General features: G+C 72.8%; 17 protein-coding genes. 6 read left to right on the plus strand and 11 right to left on the minus strand.

Features of this window, described 5'->3' with window-relative positions; genetic code table 11:
* Together LADH09A_RS27310 and LADH09A_RS27315 are read right to left on the minus strand one after the other, a co-directional pair.
* The coding region (locus LADH09A_RS27310; protein WP_238648508.1) for a hypothetical protein at nt 1-187 on the minus strand (187 nt) is incomplete at its 3' end.
* A 95-nt stretch (nt 188-282) separates the two neighbouring features.
* Nucleotides 283-594 (minus strand): MazG-like family protein, encoded by a 312-nt coding sequence (locus tag LADH09A_RS27315; protein ID WP_238648509.1) that lies wholly within the window; start codon nt 592-594, stop codon nt 283-285.
* Nucleotides 595-897: 303 nt separating this feature from the next.
* Between LADH09A_RS27315 and LADH09A_RS27320 the strand changes: the two genes are divergently transcribed.
* Complete coding sequence (locus LADH09A_RS27320) at nt 898-2,268, plus strand: hypothetical protein (protein WP_238648511.1); 1,371 nt, start codon at nt 898-900, stop codon at nt 2,266-2,268.
* A gap of 82 nt (nt 2,269-2,350) precedes the next feature.
* Here LADH09A_RS27320 and LADH09A_RS27325 read toward each other — a convergent pair whose 3' ends face one another.
* The 3 genes from LADH09A_RS27325 to LADH09A_RS27335 all read right to left on the minus strand — a co-directional run bounded on the left by LADH09A_RS27325 (nt 2,351) and on the right by LADH09A_RS27335 (nt 4,859).
* Entirely contained in the window at nt 2,351-3,064 is a 714-nt protein-coding gene (locus LADH09A_RS27325) for a hypothetical protein (RefSeq protein WP_238648512.1), read from the minus strand.
* Nucleotides 3,065-3,301: 237 nt separating this feature from the next.
* Complete coding sequence (locus LADH09A_RS27330; RefSeq protein ID WP_238648513.1) at nt 3,302-4,420, minus strand: DUF3626 domain-containing protein; 1,119 nt, start codon at nt 4,418-4,420, stop codon at nt 3,302-3,304.
* Entirely contained in the window at nt 4,404-4,859 is a 456-nt protein-coding gene (locus tag LADH09A_RS27335) for a VOC family protein (RefSeq protein WP_238648515.1), read from the minus strand. The genes LADH09A_RS27330 and LADH09A_RS27335 overlap by 17 nt, the downstream gene beginning before the upstream one ends.
* 212 nt (nt 4,860-5,071) lie before the next feature.
* Between LADH09A_RS27335 and tsaA the strand changes: the two genes are divergently transcribed.
* The gene (tsaA, locus tag LADH09A_RS27340) at nt 5,072-5,500 is read left to right on the plus strand and encodes a tRNA (N6-threonylcarbamoyladenosine(37)-N6)-methyltransferase TrmO (protein WP_238648517.1); all 429 of its coding nucleotides are present in this window, start codon (nt 5,072-5,074) and stop codon (nt 5,498-5,500) included.
* A 57-nt stretch (nt 5,501-5,557) separates the two neighbouring features.
* Here the strand turns inward: tsaA and LADH09A_RS27345 are convergent, their stop codons facing one another.
* A complete protein-coding gene (locus LADH09A_RS27345; RefSeq protein ID WP_238648519.1) occupies nt 5,558-6,187 on the minus strand; it encodes an MBL fold metallo-hydrolase in 630 nt (209 codons plus the stop codon).
* Nucleotides 6,184-7,272, minus strand: a complete 1,089-nt coding sequence (locus tag LADH09A_RS27350; protein ID WP_238648521.1) for an S-(hydroxymethyl)mycothiol dehydrogenase — start codon at nt 7,270-7,272, stop codon at nt 6,184-6,186. Before LADH09A_RS27350 ends, LADH09A_RS27345 begins: the two co-directional genes overlap by 4 nt.
* A 184-nt stretch (nt 7,273-7,456) precedes the next feature.
* On the opposite strand from LADH09A_RS27350, the gene LADH09A_RS27355 reads away from it, so the two are divergent.
* The 3 genes from LADH09A_RS27355 (at nt 7,457) to LADH09A_RS27365 (ending at nt 10,618) form a co-directional block, all read left to right on the plus strand.
* A complete protein-coding gene (locus LADH09A_RS27355) occupies nt 7,457-7,879 on the plus strand; it encodes a hypothetical protein (protein ID WP_238648522.1) in 423 nt (140 codons plus the stop codon).
* Nucleotides 7,880-7,895: 16 nt separating this feature from the next.
* A complete protein-coding gene (locus LADH09A_RS27360) occupies nt 7,896-9,077 on the plus strand; it encodes a low temperature requirement protein A (protein ID WP_238648524.1) in 1,182 nt (393 codons plus the stop codon).
* A gap of 80 nt (nt 9,078-9,157) precedes the next feature.
* The gene (locus LADH09A_RS27365) at nt 9,158-10,618 is read left to right on the plus strand and encodes a cryptochrome/photolyase family protein (RefSeq protein WP_238648525.1); all 1,461 of its coding nucleotides are present in this window, start codon (nt 9,158-9,160) and stop codon (nt 10,616-10,618) included.
* A 12-nt stretch (nt 10,619-10,630) separates the two neighbouring features.
* Here the strand turns inward: LADH09A_RS27365 and LADH09A_RS27370 are convergent, their stop codons facing one another.
* The 4 genes from LADH09A_RS27370 to LADH09A_RS27385 all read right to left on the minus strand — a co-directional run bounded on the left by LADH09A_RS27370 (nt 10,631) and on the right by LADH09A_RS27385 (nt 14,092).
* Nucleotides 10,631-11,542 (minus strand): SDR family NAD(P)-dependent oxidoreductase, encoded by a 912-nt coding sequence (locus LADH09A_RS27370; protein ID WP_238648526.1) that lies wholly within the window; start codon nt 11,540-11,542, stop codon nt 10,631-10,633.
* Nucleotides 11,543-11,565: 23 nt separating this feature from the next.
* Nucleotides 11,566-13,074, minus strand: coding sequence for a flavin-containing monooxygenase (locus tag LADH09A_RS27375; protein WP_238648527.1), 1,509 nt, complete (start codon nt 13,072-13,074; stop codon nt 11,566-11,568).
* 80 nt (nt 13,075-13,154) lie between these two features.
* On the minus strand, nt 13,155-13,613 hold the full coding sequence (locus LADH09A_RS27380; protein WP_238648528.1) for a hypothetical protein: 459 nt from the start codon (nt 13,611-13,613) through the stop codon (nt 13,155-13,157).
* A complete protein-coding gene (locus LADH09A_RS27385; RefSeq protein WP_238648529.1) occupies nt 13,613-14,092 on the minus strand; it encodes a hypothetical protein in 480 nt (159 codons plus the stop codon). The genes LADH09A_RS27380 and LADH09A_RS27385 overlap by 1 nt, the downstream gene beginning before the upstream one ends.
* A gap of 44 nt (nt 14,093-14,136) precedes the next feature.
* Here LADH09A_RS27385 and LADH09A_RS27390 point away from each other — a divergent pair, with 44 nt between their 5' ends.
* The gene (locus tag LADH09A_RS27390) at nt 14,137-15,114 is read left to right on the plus strand and encodes a helix-turn-helix transcriptional regulator (protein ID WP_238648530.1); all 978 of its coding nucleotides are present in this window, start codon (nt 14,137-14,139) and stop codon (nt 15,112-15,114) included.
* Nucleotides 15,115-15,135: the final 21 nt, after the last annotated feature.

Consider the following 15,135-nt stretch of genomic DNA (forward strand, 5'->3'; position numbering starts at 1 on the left):
GCCCAAAACGACGCGGCCAGGCAGGACGGAAACGCCAGCCGGACAGGACCAAAAACGCCAGCCAGGCGGGACGGAAACGCCAGCCGGACAGGACCAAAAACGCCAGCCAGGCAGGACGGAAACGCCAGCCGGACAGGACCAAAAACGCCAGCCAGGCAGGACGGAAACGCCAGCCGGACAGGACCAAAAACGCCAGCCAGGCAGGACGGAAACGCCAGCCGGACAGGACCCACGACCGAGGCCGGGTCGGATCGCGACGGCTGGTACGAGTGCGCGCCGCTTTCAGTCCGTGAGGCGGGAGCGCACCTTCGCGGCGCAGGCGTCCAGGACCGTCTGCGCGTCCAGCCCCAGGCTCTCGATGGCGACCAGCGCCGTGAAGGCGACATCGGCCAACTCTGCCGCGACATCATCGCGGGTGTGGGTGACGCCTTTGCGCGGATTCTGCCCGAGCAGGCCGATCCAGGCCGCCGACGCCTCCCCCGCCTCCTCGGTCAGCTTGAGGATGCGGCAGGTCAGTTCGGTTTGCCCGGCGCCGTTCGCCGCGTCCAACCAGCTACGCGACGCGCGGGCCGCCTCCCAGATCGACTCGTCCACGGCGACCAGTCAACCCGACCGGCCCACCGACCCGTGCGACCGGGTGCGGGCGAACCCCGGATGCCCAACCACAGCGCCCGCCAGGTCAGCCACCGCAGGTAGCCGGCCCCGGCCAGCGGCCGGCACCGCGCGGCACGAGGAGGGGGCCCCGGTCTGATCGGCCGGACAGCCACGCTTGACCGGCCGATCAGCACAGCCATTGACACTGGTCGACGGCGGTCCTAGGTTCAGGACGCTACCGGCCGGTAGGCAACCGTCCCGCCTGGTCGCCCCCGGGCGACGTCCGTCCGATGGGGAGCATCGATGCTGTCCGCACCCGTTCGTACCCTCCGCCGGCTGCTCGCCACCACCGCGACGCTGACCCTCGCGGTCGGGCTGGCCGGTGCCGCGCCGGCCAGCGCCACCGGTCGCGACCCGAGGGGCGGCGAGCCGCTACCCGGGTACACCATCGAGAATCCGCCGCTGGCTCCGCTGGTCGTGGGCGGCAAACCGACGACGGTACGGCAGGGCGTGCACCGCCACGCCGGGTACATCATCGAGGTCCCCGCCCGGTGGAACGGTGACCTGGTGATGTGGGCGCACGGCTACCGCGGCCAGGGCACGGTGCTCTCGCCGGAGCAGCCGGGCTTCGGGCTGCGCCAGCGAGTGCTGGAACAGGGGTACGCGTGGGCGTCGTCCTCGTACGACCGCAACGGCTTCGACATCCGGTCCGGGGTGCTGGGCACCAAGGATCTCGCCGACCACTTCGGGCGGACGGTCCGCCGGCCGCAGCACACCTACGTCGCCGGGGTGTCGATGGGTGGGTACGTCATCGGGCGCTCGCTGGAGCAGTATCCCGGCTTCTACGACGGGGCGCTGCCGATGTGCGGGGTGCTCGGTGACCAGACCCTGCTGGACTTCTACCTGGACTACAACCTGGTCGCGCAGACACTCGCCGGGGTGCCGGCCTATCCGACACCGGCCGACTACCTGACCAACGCGGTGCCCCGCATCCAGGTGGCGCTCGGTCTGGCCGGGTTGACTCCCACCGGGCCGGACACCACCACCGAGCGGGGCCAGCAACTGCGGGCGATCACGGTGAACCGTTCCGGCGGGCCGCGCCCGGGAGCCGACGCCGCGTTCGCGGTGTGGAAGGACTTCCTCTTCTCGATCAGCGTGCCCACCAGCAGCGGCAACTCCCCCGCCCAGCGGCCCGGTCAGCTGTCCACGAACCTGCTCACCCGGTACGCCCCGAACAGCCCGGTGAACGTCAACGCCGCCGTGCCGCGGGTCGCCCCGGAGAACGTCGTGCAGCGGCTCCTGCCGACGCTGACCGAGGTGCCGCGGATCGCCGGTCGACCCACCGCGCCGGTGCTCAGCCTGCACGGCCTCGGTGACCTGTTCGTCCCGTTCAGCATGGAGCAGGCGTACGCCGCTGACGTGGCGCGCAACGGCCGCGGCAAGCTGGTGGTCCAGCGGGCCATCCGGGCCACGCAGCACTGCGAGTTCTCCCCGGCGGAGGCCGGCGCCGCCTGGGACGACCTGACCTCCTGGGTACGCACCGGCAAGCGCCCGGCCGGTGACACCGTGACCGACCCGGCGGTGGTGGCCCGGCCGGACTACGGCTGCCGGTTCAGCGACCGCGACGCGTACGCCGCCGGCGTCGGCACCCGACGGCTCTACCCCGCCTGCTGAGCCACCCGACCGACACGAAACCCGGACAGCACGAAACCGGCCGGCTCCCGTCAAGGGGAGCCGGCCGGTTTCTGTGCGGGTGTCACCACATCTGCTGGACGATGTCCGCCGCCTGCTCCTCCCACTGCGCGTACGCGTAGGGGAAGGCCGAGACCTGGACGGTCTGCGCGGCGGTGGTCAGCGGCAGGTCCTGCCAGCCGCCGACGTTCTTGAGTGCGGTGAAGAACGCCGTGGCGGCGTACTCCGGGTCGGTGATCTGGTCGGGCGTGCCCCAACCGGACGACGGGCGCTGCTGGAACAGGCCCTGCGAGTCGTGGTCGTTGTACGCGCCGAGGTGGCCGAGGTTGTACAGCTTCGACTCCTGCAGCGAGGTGGCGACGCCGATCACCGCGCCCCGGTCACCGACGCCGGTCTTCTTGGCGGCGTCGACGATCTTGCGGGCGTTGGCCAGTTGCGCGTCGTCGAGCGGTACCCGCGACTGGGCACCCTCGATGCCGTGTGGGATCAGCTGGTCGCGGCTCGGCTTGCCCGCCGGCGGCTTGCCGGTGGCGGAGCCGGTGGTCAGGCCCGACTCGACGGGCTGGTCGTCCTGGCTGGCCGTGGTGGCGGCCTTGCCGGTGGCGCGGTCGATGGCGGCGACGGCGCCCTGGTGCGGGCCGGTGGTGACGGGGGCGGCGACCGCGGTCGGCGCGAGCGCCAGACCACCGAGGGCGGCCACACCCGCCACGCTCAGTGCGGTCTTGCGGTACGAGTCCTTAGCGATGGCGGGGAGCCATCGAGTGAAGTCGACCTTCACGATGGTTGCCCTCTCGATCGTGCGGAGCGCTCCGGGGTGAACACTCCTCGGGAGATGACCGCGGAAAAGCGTTTGGGCTCCGGCGGTACGGGGGACACAACCAGGTTCACGTGTCGGTCATTCCGGAAATGCCGGGGCCGGGGTGCGGTGCGGTCCCGGTCACCCCGGGAAATGGGACGGTCGACCGCAGCGGCGCACCGAAACGGACGTTCGACGCAGGGGTGACGACCCGGCAGATCAGGTGCCGTACGCCGTGCCGTGGCGGACCAGCACGTGCCAGAGCTGCTTGAGGTGTTGCAGGGTGTCCGCGATCGGGCCGCGGTCCGCCCACCGGTGCGGTTCGGCGACCACCGAGGCCGCCGCCCGACCGATCAGCGCCGCGTCCACCGGCTCACCCGCCCGGGCGAACTCCCGGTGCACCCGAGCTGCCAACACCGGGATCGCGGGACCCCGGAACTCCGCGTCGACCCGGTCGACGGCCAGCACGAAGCCCGGGTGCCACCGCAACGGGAAACCGTGCCGCTGCGCGATCGATTCCAGCGTCGCGCCGGTCGGGGTGCCGGCGAAGGACGGGTCCACCACCAGCGCCTCGACGTCGTACGCGAGATCGAGCGTGCCGTGGACCTGGGCCTCCACGTAGTCGTCCAACGCGCGACCGACCGTGCCCGGGCCGGTCGGCGGGTCCAGCAACGTCCGCGCCAGCGTGGCGAGGTCGGTCCCGGCACGTCCCAGGCACTCGCCGGTGGCGGCGACGCCGGCCAGGAGCCCGGCGAGCACCGCCTCGAACGCGTCGGCCGTGCCCACCACTGTCGGGCTGAGGTGGCTGTCCCCGAGGCAGAAGGTCGCCCGGCTCAGCACCGGGGGGCGCAGCCGCAGGTGGCAGGAGCCGAAGCGGGGGCAGGCGCCGTCCGCGTGGTCGAGCAGGTTCAGGCCGCCGTACGTGGGCCGCTGCGCCGATGTCACGCCGGGCCGCTGGTACGCACCGTCGAACATCCGGTGCTCCCAGCGGTCCCGGTCACCACCGGGGTACGCGGTGAGCCCACCGTTGGAGATGCCGGTGACGAACTGGCTGCGGTACGCCCCGTCCCCGGCCAGGGCGTCGGCGACAGTCCGGCCGTCGGCGCACAACCGGTCGGGGTGGAAGTTGACGGTCAGCCGCCCGGACCCGATGGCGGCCAGCAGATGCTCCGGGCGGTGGACGTCGTCGGCGGTGGCGGTGGCGAGGTGCCGGGCGATGGTGGCCAGCGCGGCAGGACGCTCGACCACGGCCAACGACCGCACGTACGCGACGGCAGCCGTCTGCGCCGGGGTGAGAGCGGCGACGCGCAGCCCGCCCCGCTCAGACGTCACCGTCACGTCCGGGGCCATCGCCGTCCCGCCCGGGGCCCAGCTCCTGAAAGATGGTGATGTGCAGGTCGGCCGGGGCGTCGAGGCGGGAGTTGAGCGACTGCCACGGCGTGCGGGTGGGCGGGGCGACCTCGCTCGCCCCGGCGGCGACCAACCGGGCGGTGGTCGCCTCGGCGTCGTCCACCTCGAAGGCCACCCGGAGGCGGGGCGCGACCTGCCGACCCACCTCGACCTCGTCGATCATGCGCTTCTGCGCCGGGTTGGCGATCTCCAGGGTGGCGCGGCCGGCGTCGAGGATCACCACCCGGGCGTCGCCGTCACCGGTGAACGCCGCCTCCTCGGGCAGGCCGAGTGCGTCCCGGAAGAACGCGACGGCAGCGTCGTGGTCGGCGGCCTCCACCACGAGTCGCAGCTGGCGGACAACGGGGGCGGGCGAGTCGGCGGCCATGTTCGGGATCCTAGGGTCTGTGTCAAAGCCCCTGGCCGGCCTGCGGCGGGCCCGCACGACGACCGGCCGCGTTGGATATTCGCCCAGATACGACACCGGTATCCGAACGAATATCCGCCTTGCCGGACCGCCAGCCGCGTCCCCAACCTCTCTGGGCAGAAGACCTAGCCCCGCCGTGCGGTTAGGTTGGGACCGTCCAGAGGGGAGCGAGCGTGGTCGAGGCGGCGAGCGATGACACGTACCTGCTGCGCCCGGTCGGGCGGGTCGCCTCGCCGTTGACCGACGCGGCCAGCGCGCCCCGGCAGGGCGACGAGGGTGCGCCGGCGGCGTGGCTGATCTTCGACGCCCCGGTCGAACGGGCCCTGCGCGACCTGCGCGTCGGCGCGGAGGTGTTGGTGCTGACCTGGTTGGACCGCGCCCGGCGCGACGTGCTGGCGGTGCACCCGCGCGGCGACGGGAGCCGGCCGGAGACCGGGGTGTTCAGCACCCGCTCCCCGCACCGGCCCAACCCGATCGGGCTGCACCGGGTGCGGGTCCTCGCGGTGGACGGCCTGCGTGTCCAGGTGGCCGACCTGGAGGCCCTCGACGGGACCCCGGTCCTGGACGTCAAGCCGGTGCTGGGCGCGGTCGACGAACGCTGAGCCGTCGACCGCGCGCCAGCAGGCGGGCGCGCGGTCGACAGGCGGGCGCGCCGAGGCTCAGTGGCCGCGAGCCAGCCACTCCGGCAGGTGGGGCGCCTCCGCGCCGATCGTGGTGTCGTCGCCGTGACCGGTGTGCACGACCGTCTCCGCCGGCAGGGTGAGCAGGCGGGTGCGGATCGACTGGACGATGGTGTCGAAGTCGCTGTACGAGCGGCCCGTCGCACCCGGACCCCCGGCGAAGAGCGTGTCGCCGGTGAACACCACGCCCAGATCGGGGGCGTGGAAGCTGCACGCGCCGGGGCTGTGCCCGGGGGTGTGCAGCACCCGAAGCGTCGTGCCGCCGACCTCGATGTCCTGCCCGTCGAGCAACTCGCCGTGCGGCGGCAGGTGCGGGTGGACCATGTCCCACAACACCCGGTCGGCGGTGTGCAGCAGCACCGGCGCGCCGGTGGCCTCGGCCAGCTCGGGTGCGACCCGGACGTGGTCGTCGTGGGCGTGGGTGGCCAGGATCGCCCGGACCTGGCGGTCACCCACCAGGGCGAGGATCGCGGCCACGTCGTGCGGCGCGTCCAGGACGACGCACTCCCGGTCGTCGCCGATCACCCAGACGTTGTTGTCGACGTCGAAGGTCTGCCCGTCCAGGGAGAACGTGCCGGAGGTGACCGCGCGGTCGATCCGGGCGGTCACGGGAACACCACCACCGAGCGGAGGACGTCGCCGTGGTGCATCCGCTCGAACGCGTTCTCGACCTGGTCGAGCGCGATCTCCTCGGTGACGAACGCGTCCAGGTCGAGGCGTCCCTGAAGGTACAGCTCGGTGAGCATCGGGAAGTCCCGGCTGGGCAGGCAGTCGCCGTACCAGCTGGACTTGAGGGCGCCGCCGCGCCCGAAGACGTCCAGCAGCGGCAGCTCGATCTGCATCTGCGGGGTCGGTACGCCGACCAGCACCACCGTGCCGGCGAGATCCCGGGCGTAGAACGCCTGCTTCCACGTCTCCGGTCGACCCACCGCGTCGATCACCACGTCGGCGCCGAAGCCGCCCGTGGCGGCCCGGATGGCCTCGACCGGGTCGGTCTCCGAGGCGTTCACGGTGTGCGTGGCGCCGAACTGACGCGCCCACTCCAGTTTGCGGCTGTCGGTGTCCACCGCGACGATCGTGGTGGCGCCGGCGAGGGCCGCACCGACGACCGCCGCGTCCCCGACACCGCCGCAGCCGATCACCGCGACCGAGTCGCCGCGGGTGACGTTGCCGGTGTTCATCGCCGCGCCGAGCCCGGCCATCACACCGCAGCCGAGCAGACCCACGGCGGCCGGTCGGGCCGCCGGGTTGACCTTCGTGCACTGCCCCGCGTGCACCAGGGTCTTCTCGGCGAACGCGCCGATGCCCAGCGCCGGTGCGAGTTCGGTGCCGTCGGTGAGGGTCATCCGCTGGGTGGCGTTGTGGGTGTTGAAGCAGTACCAGGGGCGACCCCGGCGGCAGGCGCGGCAGACCCCGCAGACCGCACGCCAGTTGAGGACCACGAAGTCACCCGGGGCGACGTCGGTGACGCCCTCACCCACCTGCTCGACGATGCCCGCCGCCTCGTGGCCGAGCAGGAACGGGTAGTCGTCGTTGATGCCGCCCTCGCGGTAGTGCAGGTCGGTGTGGCAGACGCCGCAGGACTGGATCCGGACGACGGCCTCACCGGGGCCGGGATCGGGCACCACGATGGTGGTGACCTCGACCGGTGCTCCCTTGCTGCGGGAGATGACTCCCCGGACTTCCTGGCTCACTTCGCCTCCTGCTGGTGGTCTGCGGCAGGGCCGGGCGCCGGGTGGGCGGGTGCGCCACGGGCTCGGCGGCGGGCCCCCGGCGAACCTACCGCGACCACCACGGCCAGCCCAGCCGGCCCGGCGGTTATCGGGGGCGGTCCCGGGTACGCGGGCCGCATTGCGACCACGGCCATCGGGAGTGACCATGAAGCTCGCACACCTGCCGTTGCGGGTCAGCATCGGCGCGTACTTTCTCAACTCGGGTCTGGGCAAGCGCAACCTGGAGGGCGCCGCCGCTGAGGGGATGCACGGGATGGCGGTCGCCGCCATGCCCCAGCTCGGCCAGTTCGAGCCGGCGCGCTTCGCCAAGCTGCTGGCGTACTCGGAGATCGCGCTGGGGGCCGCGCTGCTCGCGCCGTTCGTCCCGGCGCCGTTGGTCGGGCTCGGCCTGACCGGGTTCGGCGCGGGCCTGGCGCAGCTCTACCTGAAGACGCCGGGGATGCGGGAGCCCGGCAGCATCCGCCCGACGCAGCAGGGCGCGGGGCTCGCGAAGGACGTCTGGCTGATCGGCGCCGGGCTGACCCTGGTGCTGGAGGGGCTGACCCACGGCCGTCGGCGGCACCGCTGAGCGCTGAGACGTTCCGGTGACCGTCTCCCGTTCGGTGCGGCCGTTCTACCGGCCGATGCGGCCTCGCCGCCGCGACGAGCCGCACCGGGCGGCCACCCCACTGGAACTCTTCTTCGACCTGTGTTTCGTGGTGGCGGTGGCACAGGCGGCCAGCAGCCTGCACCACGACGTCGCCGAGGGGCACCTCCGCCACGCGGCGACCAGCTACCTCATGGTGTTCTTCGCGATCTGGTGGTCGTGGGTGAACTTCACCTGGTTCGCCTCGGCCTACGACACCGACGACGACGTCTACCGGATCACCACGCTGGTGCAGATCTCCGGGGCGCTGATCCTGGCCGCCGGGGTGCCACCGGCCTTCGCCGACGGCAACTTCACCGTCATCACCTACGGGTACGTGGTGATGCGGCTGGCCGCCGTCGTGCACTGGAGCCGCGCGGCGGTCGGCGATCCCCGGCACCGGGCGGCGGCGCGCCGCTACGCGATCGGCGTGAGCGTGGTGCAGGTCGGGTGGCTGCTGCGGCTGCTGGTGCCCGCCGAGTGGGGCATCGCGGCGTTCGTGCTGCTGGTGTTGGCCGATCTGCTGGTCCCGGCGGTGGCCGAACGCCCCGGGATGACCCCCTGGCACCCCCGGCACATCACCGAGCGGTACGGGCTGTTCACCCTCATCGTGCTCGGCGAGGCGGTGCTGGCGATCTCGATGGCGATCCAGACCGGCCTCGACGCCGGGGAGCACGACCTGTGGTCGCTCGCGGCGGCCGGCGCGCTCATCGTGTTCGCGCTCTGGTGGCTCTACTTCGACCGGCCGATCGACGCACCCGACCGGATGCCGTACTCCCTGATCTGGGGGTACGGCCACTACCTGATCTTCGGGGCGGTGGCCGCGGTCGGCGCCGGCCTGGGTGCGGCGGTGGACGTCGAGCGGCACCTCGCGCACATCTCCGGGACCACCGCCGGTTACGCGGTGGCGATCCCGGTCGCGGTCTTCCTGCTCACGATCTGGCTGCTGCACGACCGCCAGGACCAGCACGGCGCGGTGGTCGTCGCCTTCCCGGTGGTGGCGCTGCTCGTGCTGCTGGCGCCGCTCGGCCCGGCCCCGGTGTACGTGGTCGCGGCCCTGCTGGTCGTCCTCGTGACGCTGACCGTGGTGCTGCGCCGCCGCGACATCGGACCCCGGGCGAGGGTGGCCGAGCCGGCCTGACCGACGCCGCACGGAATCCGGTGCCCGACCTGCCGGGCCGGCGTCGGTTGCGACGGCCGGACATTGGGCAGAATTGCGCCATGTATCGCCGCCGATGGTTGCTGGCCGACCAACTCGGGCCACACTTCCTCGACGACCCCGACCAGCCGGTGCTGCTGGTGGAGATCCGAGAACTGTTCCGCCGACGGCCGATACACCGGCAGAAGGCGCATCTGATCCTGTCCGCGCTGCGGCACCGGGCGGCCGAGCTGGGCGACCGGGCGCTGCTGCTGCGGACGGGCACGTTCCGGGAGGCGCTGGCGCAGGTCGGCGAGCCGGTGGAGGTCTGCCATCCGCACTCCCGGTCGGCCCTGCGCTTCGCCCGGTCGGTGCCGGGGCTGACCGTGCTGCCACCCCGCGGGTTCGTCACCAGCCAGGCCGACTTCGCCGGCTGGGCGGACCGCAGCCGACGCGGCCCGCTGCGGATGACCGACTTCTACCGGTACGCGAAGCGGCGGCACGACATCCTGAGCACGCCGGCCGCCACGACCGGGCCGGGGCGTCGACTCCGCGCCGAAGAGTGGGACGTGCCGGCGGTGTCACCACCGCCCCCGCCGATCGTCGAGGACGACATCGACGCCGAGGTCCGCCGCGACCTGGACCGCTGGGCGGCTGACGGGGTGCGGTTCGTCGGCCGGGACGGCCCCCGGCGGCACCCCGCCACCCACGCCGAGGCGCAGGCCCGGTTGACGCACTTCCTGACCCACCGGCTCCCCGGGTACGGCCGCTACGCCGACGTGATGAGCGGCGACGACCCGGTGTTCGCGCACTCGGTGCTGTCGTCCTCGTTCAACCTCGGGTTGCTGCACCCGGAGCCGGCCGTGCGGGCCGCCGAGCAGGCGTGGCGGGACGGGACGGCCCCGCGGACGGCGGTGGAGCCCTTCATCCGGGGGTTGCTCGGCTGGCGGGAGTTCCTCTGGCAGCTGTACTGGTACTTCGAGCCGCGCTTCCGGGGGGTGAACTGGCTGGCCGCGACCGAGCCCCTGCCGGAGTGGTTCGCCGATTTGGACGCGGACGCCGTGGAGGCCCGCTGCCTGGCCGACGTCCTCGGTGCCGTCCGGGACCACGCGTGGACCCACCACACGCCCCGGCTGCTGGTGCTGGGCAACTACGCGTTGCAGCGCGGCTGGCGGCCGACCGAGCTGGCGGACTGGTTCCAGCGCTGCTTCGTCGACGGCACCGACTGGGTGATGAACGCGACGGTGATCGGCATGAGCCAGTACGCCGACCTGGCCCGCCTGGACACCCGCCCGTACGCGGTGGACGGCACCGACATCGACGAGATCAGCGACTACTGCGGCGGCTGCCGCTACACGCCGGAGCGGGCGCTCGGCGAGCTGGCCTGCCCGTACACCGGGGGTTTCGAGAGTTTTCTGCACCGCAACCGGGGTCGGCTGGTGGGCGACCCGCGGCTCGCCGCCGAGCTGGCCCGCCGCGACGAGCCGGAGCACCGCGAGGCGGTGCTGGCCCAGGAGGAGAAGCGGGGCAGCACACCGCCGTGACCGGGCCCCCGGTCAGGCCACCTCACGGGCCGGGTCGACGGCGGCGTCGCCGGGGCGTTGCGCGGGCACGCCGGGGGTCGGCGGCGCGGAGCGGACGACGCCCCGGTTCAGCCCGGTGACCAGAAGCCGGTTGTACGAGGCCGGCAGGGCCCGGGCCAGCAGGTCGGGCAGCTTCGCCGACCAGCCGATCAGCACCCGGCCCCGACGCCGCTCGACGCCCCGCAGGATCACCTCGGCGGCGCGCTCCGGCGCGATGGTGAGCAGCTTTTCGAACTGCGCCCGGCCGGCCGCGTACTCCTCGTGGGACACCCCGCTGCCGATCCGGGCGTTCTCGGTGATGCGGGTGCGGATCCCGCCGGGGTGCACCGACGTCACCCCGATGCCGTCGTCGACCAGCTCGTGGCGCAGCGCCTCGGTGAAACCGCGCACCGCGAACTTGCTGGCCGAGTACGCGGTCTGCCCGGCCGGCGCGATCAGCCCGAACAGGCTGGAGATGTTGACCAGGTGCGCGCCCGGCTCCGCCTTGAGGGTGGGCAGCAGCGCGTGGGTCAACTGCACCACGGCCCGGAAGTTGACGTCGATCACCCAGCTGAACTCGTCGAACGTCACCTGGTCGAACCGGCCCCCGAGGCCCACGCCGGCGTTGTTCACCAGCAGTCGTACGCGCGGGTGCCGCTGAACGATCTCCGCGGCGACCTGGGCGGTGGCCGTCACGTCGGCGAGATCCAGCAGGTGTGTGTGCACCTGGCGGGTCGGGTGGTCGAGGCGGATCGCGGTGGTGACCGCGTCCAGCCGCTCGGCGTCGCGGTCCAGCAGGACCAGATCACTGCCCCGGCGGGCCAGCGCGTGCGCCAGCGCCGCGCCGATGCCGCTGGCCGCGCCGGTGACCACGGCCGTGGCACCGGCGAAGTCGAACCTCTGCACGATGGGTGCTCCTCTGCTGGCGGTTACCGACGCTCGGACGCGACGGGACGTGGGGTGTGGTCGGGCGCGGTCAGGCAGCCGGCGCGCGAGAACCGCACCCCCTCGTCGGTGAGCCGGCCGTGTCGCATCAGCAGCACGTCGCGGGCGTAGTTCTGGTGCAACCGCCACGGCGCGGCCGCACCCTGCTTGGGCAGCGCGTCGACGGCGCGCAGCACGTAGGAGGAGCGCAGGTCGATCAGCGGCACCCGCCGCGCGTCGGGCGGCGGGAGCGGGGTGACGACCTGCTGGCCGGTGCGGTCCAGGTGGCGCAGCAGCCGGCAGACGTACCCGGCGACCAGGTCGGCCTTGAGCGTCCACGACGCGTTGGTGTAGCCGATGGTCAGGGCGAAGTTCGGCACGCCGGAGAGCATCATGCCCTTGTAGGCGACACTGCTGGCGAGGTCGACGTCGACGCCGTCCACGCGCAGGGTCAGGCCACCGAGGGCCAGCAGGTTGAGCCCGGTCGCGGTGACCACGATGTCGGCGGGCAGCTCGTCGCCGGAGGCCAGCCGCACGCCGTGCGCGGTGAAGGTGTCGATGGTGTCGGTGACCACCGACGCCCTGCCCTGCGCGACGGCCGTGAACAGGTCGCCGTCGGGTGCCACGCAGAGCCGCTGGTCCCACGGGTCGTAACGGGGCGAGAAGTGCCGGTCGACGTCGTACCCGACCGGGAGCCGGCCCCTCGCGGCCCGGCGCAGCACCCGCCTCACCAGGCCGGGCGCACGCCGGCTGAGCTGGAAGTTGACGGTGGAGAACAGCACGTTCTTCCAGCGCACCACCGCATACGCGGCCGTCGCCGGCAGCCAGCGCCGCAGCGCGTCGGCCAGCCGGTCACGCGAGGGCAGCGCCATGACGTACGTGGGCGAGCGCTGGAGCATCGTCACGTGGGCGGCCTGCTGCGCCATGGCCGGCACCAGGGTGACCGCCGTGGCGCCGCTGCCGATCACCACCACCCGCTTGCCGGCGTGGTCGAGGTCGTCGGGCCAGTGCTGTGGGTGCACCACCTGCCCGGTGTACGCGTCGAGGCCGGGCAGCGCCGGGGTGTAACCCTCGTCGTAGCGGTAGTAGCCGGTGCAGGCGAACAGGAACGAGCAGGTCAGCACCACGGTCTCGGCGGTGTCGGTGCGCTGGGCGTGCACCGTCCAGCGGGCGGCGACGCTGTCCCAGTCGGCGCGCAGCACCCGGTGCCCGAAACGGATGTGCCGCTGCACGTCGTACTCGCGGGCGGTCTCCCGCACGTACTGGAGGATGGTCGTGCCGTCGGCGATGGCCTTCGGGGCGGTCCACGGCTTGAACGAGTAGCCGAGGGTGAACATGTCCGAGTCCGAGCGGATGCCCGGGTAGCGGAACAGGTCCCAGGTGCCGCCGACGGCGTCGCGCGCCTCCAGCACCGCGTACGTCTTGTCGGGGCAGTCCCGACGCAGGTGGCAGGCGGCGCCGATGCCGGACAGACCGGCACCGATGATCAGCACGTCGACGTGGTCGGAGGCCAAGGCGTTCCTCCATCCGGGGCGGTGGACGGACACTAACACCGCACCCGGATGGCCGAAAGTTGGCGCGAGACCGGTCGCGACTAGTCGGACGCCTTGGTGAAAGTCATGATCCAGTTGGTCTCCCAGGTCTGCTCACCGTCGACGGAGAACGCCTGCTCCCAGCGGGCGGTGGTGGCGCTGATGTCCGACCAGATGAACCGGCAGCGCACCGGCCGCCCCTCGTGCTGGTCGTCGGCGTAGAAACGGCCGACCCCGTCGACGAAGCGGCCCACCATCGGCGGCTGCCCCAGCACGCCGCTGTCGCTGCTCATCCAGTAGATCGACCACTCCTGCCTCGCCGGGTCGAAGATCCGGATCGTGGCGCCGGCCGAGCCCCTGGTCGGGAACGTGATCTCGTCGAAGTGGCCGCCACCGGCGAAGAAGCCGTGCGCGACCGACACCCCGGGAAACTCCTCCCACTCGTCGGAGCCGACCAGGCGCTTGCGCAGCCGCCGGTTCACGACGTTCCAGGTGCCCACAAAGAAGTCGAAGTCGCCCATCAGCGGCCCACCGGCCCTTCCGCTCGCGTGTCACGCAGATAATCGGTCAGATTCGGGTTCTCCGGCGTCAGCATGTGCCGGACCCAGGCGGCCCGCTCGTGCTCCAGCACCGCCAACTCCCAGACGCAGCCCACCCCGACGTGGGGCGGGCGGACGAAGTGTGCCGGGTCGTCGTCCGGGCAGTCCAGTGCCGGCTGACCGGCCACCGCGACGCGCACCTCCACCGCGTTGTCGAACATCCAGGTGTACGCCAGCAGGTAGGCGCCGGTGTCCGCGCCCCGGTGCAGCACGACCCACCCGGCGGCCGGGGTGCCGTCGTCGACGGTTTCCGCCAGCAGCGCCGGCAGCAGGTCGTACGCGGCCTTCTCCACCTCCGGCTCGATCGGCCGCTCGGGCTGGTCGATGTGGTAGCGCTTGAGCTGACGACCGTCCACCGTGATCGGTCCCGGTGTTCTCAGATCCTTGTCGCGAAAAGCCATGCCGGGACGGTACGACCGCTCCCCTGACAGCTAGTGTCAGTGAAGTGCGGGCCAGTCGACTTCTCTCCGTCCTGCTGCTGCTCCAGTCGCACGGTCGGTTGACCGCCGCGCAGCTCGCCGACCGGCTGGCCGTGTCCCCCCGCACCATCTACCGGGACGTGGAGTCGCTGCACGCCGCCGGCATCCCGCTCTACGGAGAGGCCGGGCACGCCGGCGGCTACCAACTAATCGACGGCTGGCGGACCCGCCTGACCGGGCTGACCGCCGACGAGGCCGACCGGCTCTTCCTGGCCGGGCTGCCCGGCCCCGCCGACGAGCTGGGCTACGGCGACGTGGTCGCCGCGCTGCAACTCAAGCTGCAGGCCGCCCTCCCCGCGCCGCTGCGCGACCGGGCCGCCCGACTCCAGCAACGCTTCCACCTGGACACCCCCGGCTGGTACGCCGACGGCGACGCCTCCCCCGAGCTGGCCCGCACGGCCGAGGCCGTCTGGCGGCAGCGCCGCATCGAGGTGCGCTACCGCGGCTGGAACGGTGAGGTGACCCGGGTGCTGGAGCCGTACGGCCTGGTCCTCAAGGGCGGCCGGTGGTATGTGGTGGCCGACCAGCCCGGTCGGGGCTCACCGGCGACGTACCGGGTCAACCAGATCCTCGCGCTGACCCCGCTGGCGCAGGAGTTCGACCGACCCGCCGACTTCGACCTGCCGGCCTGGTGGCGGGCGCACGTGGTGCGGTTCCGCGCCCGGCTGCACCGCGACGAGGCCACCGTCCGGCTCTCCCCCGCCGGTCGTGAGCGGTTGCGGGAGATCGGCAGCGACCCGGTGGTGACCGCGGTGGACGCCAGCGCCGGGCCGCCGGACGCGCGCGGCTGGGTGACCGCGGTGCTGCCGATCGAGTCGCTCACCCACGCCCACGGTGACCTGCTGCGCCTGGGCGCCGACGTCGAGGTGCTGACCCCGGTGGCGCTCCGCGAGCGCCTGGCCGCCACGGCGGCCGGGCTCGCCGCGCTCTACCGGCCCGGCTGAGCAGCCCCGACATCTCCACAG

The organism is Micromonospora cabrerizensis, from assembly GCF_022230955.1.
Classification (GTDB): Bacteria; Actinomycetota; Actinomycetes; order Mycobacteriales; family Micromonosporaceae; genus Micromonospora; species Micromonospora cabrerizensis.